General features: G+C 73.9%; 1 pseudogene. It reads right to left on the reverse strand.

Annotation, left to right across the window (positions count from 1 at the left end):
• Positions 1-3,466, reverse strand: a pseudogene (gene xdhB / locus HA630_RS03210) (xanthine dehydrogenase molybdopterin binding subunit); the annotation flags it as partial.

Below are 3,466 nucleotides of genomic sequence, written 5' to 3' on the forward strand. Positions count from 1 at the left end.
GGCGGGCCGTCTTTCGACACCGCCCACAACACCCGTTCCGGCGTGGCCGGCGCGTCCAGGCGCACCGGGGCACCGTCGCCGCGCGCCTGCGCCACCGCGTCGCGGATGGCCTCCCACACGCTGATGCCCAGCATGAACGGCGGCTCGCCCACGGCCTTGCTGCCGAACACGTTGTCTTCGCGGTTGGGCTCGGGCCACAGGTCCACCCGCAGGTGCGCGGGCACGTCGCCGGTGGTGGGGATTTTGTAGGTGCTGGGCGCGTGGGTGGCCAGCTGGCCGTCGGCCTTCCACACCAGTTCCTCGGTGGTCAGCCAGCCCATGCCCTGCACAAAACCGCCTTCGATCTGCCCGATGTCGAGCGCCGGGTTGATGCTGCGCCCCACGTCGTGCAGGATGTCCACCGCCAGCACCCGGGTTTCGCCGGTGAGGGTGTCGATGGCGACTTCGGTGCAGGCCGCGCCGTAGGCGAAGTAGTAGAAGGGCCGGCCGGTGAGGGTGGTCTTGTCGTAGTGGATCTTGGGGGTGCGGTAAAAACCGTCGCTCCAGAGCTGGATGCGGTTGGCGTAGGCCTGGCCCACCACCTCGGCGAAGGGGCGGGTGGCCTGGGGCGTCGTCACCCAGCCGCCGTGGAAGTCCACCTCACCGGCGCCGCAGCCGTCCAGCCCAGCCACGAAGGCGGCCAGGTTCTGGCGCACGTTGCGCGCCGCGAACTGGGCCGCGCGGCCGTTCAGGTCGGTGCCGCTGGAGGCGGCGGTGGCGCTGGCGTTGGGCACGCGGGCGGTGTCGCTGGCGCTCACCAGCACCCGCTCGAAGGGCACACCCAGCTCGTCGGCCACCACCTGCGCCACCTTGGTGTGCAGGCCCTGGCCCATCTCGGTGCCGCCGTGGTTCACCAGCACGCTGCCGTCGGTGTAGACGTGCACCAGCGCGCCGGCCTGGTTGAACAGCGTGGCGGTGAAGCTGATGCCGAACTTCACCGGCGTCAGTGCCAGCCCGCGCTTGACCACCGGGCTGCCGGCGTTCCAGCGGGCGATGGCCTGGCGCCGCGCGGCGTAGCGGCTGGTGTCGGCCAGCTGCGTCATCAGGGGTTCGAGGATGTTGTCCTCCACCCGCATCTGGTAGTGGGTGGTGTCGCGCCGGCCGCTGGCGGTCAGGCCCGGGGCGGCGGGGGCGTCGCTGTACAGGTTGCGCAGCCGCACCGCCAGCGGGTCCAGTCCCAGGTGACGGGCGATGTCGCCCAGGATGGTCTCGATGGCGATGACGCCTTGCGGCCCGCCGAAGCCGCGGAAGGCGGTGAAGCTCTGCAGATTCGTCCGGCAGCGAAAGCTGTGGATGGCCACGTGCTCCAGGAAGTAGGCGTTGTCGCTGTGGAAGATGGCGCGGTCGGCCACCGGGCCGGACAGGTCGGCCGAAAAGCCGCAGTTGGCCAGCAGCGTCAGGTCCAGCCCGTGCAGGCGGCCGGTGTCGTCAAAGCCCACGGTGTAGTCGTAGGCGAAGGGGTGGCGCTTGCCGGTGACGAGGAAGTCGTCGTCGCGGTCCAGCCGCAGCTTGACCGGGCAGCCGGCCTTGAGCGCGGCCACCGCGGCCCACACCGCCAGGTGGCCGGCCTGGGTTTCCTTGCCGCCGAAGCCGCCGCCCATGCGCCGGCATTCCACCCGCACCCGGTGCTGGGGCAGGCCCAGGGCTTGGGCGACCCAGTGCTGGATTTCGCCGGGGTGCTGGGTGCTGCTGTGGATCACCCACTGTTGCTGTTCGTGCGGCACGGCGTAGGCGATCTGGCCTTCCAGGTAAAAGTGTTCCTGACCGCCCACTTCGAACGCACCGCTCAGGGTGTGCGGGGCCTGTGCCAGGGCGCTGGCGGCGTCGCCGCGCCTGACGTGCACCGGCGGCAGCACGTAGCGCTGCTGCGCGTGGGCCTCGCGCGGGGTCAGCACGGCGGGCAGGGGGTCGATGTCCAGCGTCACCAGACGGGCGGCGCGGCGCGCGGTGGTGGCGTCGTCGGCCAGCACCAGGCCCACCACCTGGCCCACGTGCTGCACCGTGTCGTGGGCGAACACCGGCTCGTCGTGGGCGAAGGCCGCCAGGGTCCGGTCGCCGGGCACGTCGTCGGCCAGCACCAGGTGGCGCACGCCGGGCAGGGCCAGGGCGGCACGGGCGTCCACCCCGCGCAGCCGGCCGTGCGCCAGCGGCGACAGGATGGGCGCGGCGTGCAGCGTGCCGCGCAGTTCGGGCATGTCGTCCACGTAGGTGGCGGCGCCCAAAATTTGCGCGCGGGCGCTTTCGTGCGGGTGCGATTGGCCGCAGGCGCCCGCGGCGGCGGCCTCGGGCGCCTGCGTGGCCGTTTGGGGCGGGTGGGCGGCGGTCATGGCGTGCCCTCCATCGCCGCCACGGCCCGCAGCAGGGCGGGGTCCAGCCGCTCCAGGCCGGTGGCGGGCCCGCCCGGGGGCGTGCGGCTGTCCAGCCAGCAGCGCCACAGCAGGTTGCCCAGCACCTCGCGGCGGTAGCCGGCGCTGGCGCGCATGTCGGAAATCGGCTGGAAGGCGTCGCGCAGCGCCGCCATGGCGTGGCGCACCGCGTCGGCGTGCCAGGGCCGGCCGGTCAGCGCGGCCTCGGCGGCCGGCGCGCGCGCCGGCGTGGCCGCCACCCCGCCTGCGCCGATGGACGCGCGCACCACCACGCCGCGCTCGATCTGCAGCGACACCGCCAGGCACACGGCCGAAATGTCGTCGTCGAAGCGCTTGGACACCTTGTACACCCGCGTCCACTCGCCGCTGGCGTGGTCTGCGTCGGGCGCACCGGCGGGGTAGGGGGCCGCGGGGCGCGGCACCACCAGGTCCGTCAGCAACTCGTCCGGCCGCAGCACGTTCTGGCGGTAGCCGGTGTAGAAGTCCTCCAGCGGCAGCTCGCGCCGTTCGGCCTGGCCGGCGTGCCAGCGCATCAGCCCCACCCGCGCGCCCAAGGCGATCAGCAGCGGCATGCCGTCGCCGATGGGCGAGCCGTTGGCCACGTTGCCGCCGAGGGTGCCGGCGTTGCGCACCGGCAGCCCGGCGAAGCGTTCGGCGAAGGCGGCCAGGGCCGGGCGGTCCTGCACCAGCGCGGCGAAGGCGTCCGTCAGCGTCACCGCCGCGCCGATGGCGAGGTGGTCCGGGTGCCGCTCCAGGCGCCGCAGCTCGGCGGCGCGGGTCACGTCCAGCACCTGGGCAAAGTGGCGGTGGCCCTTGGTCACCCACAGGCCGACGTCGGTGGTGCCGGCCACCACCTGGGCGTCGGGGTGCGCGGCGCGGGCCTGCAGCAGGGCGGCCCGGGTGGTGGGGGCCAGGTAGCCGCTGCCGCCGTCGGCCGGGGCGATGGTGGCCAGCAGGTCGCGCAGCCGCGCCTCGTCCACCCGCGCGGCCGGCGCCTGGCCCATGGCCTGCGCGGCGTCGAGGATGGGGCGGTAGCCGGTGCAGCGGCACAGGTTGCCCGA

This window comes from Aquabacterium sp. A08 (genome assembly GCF_011742065.1).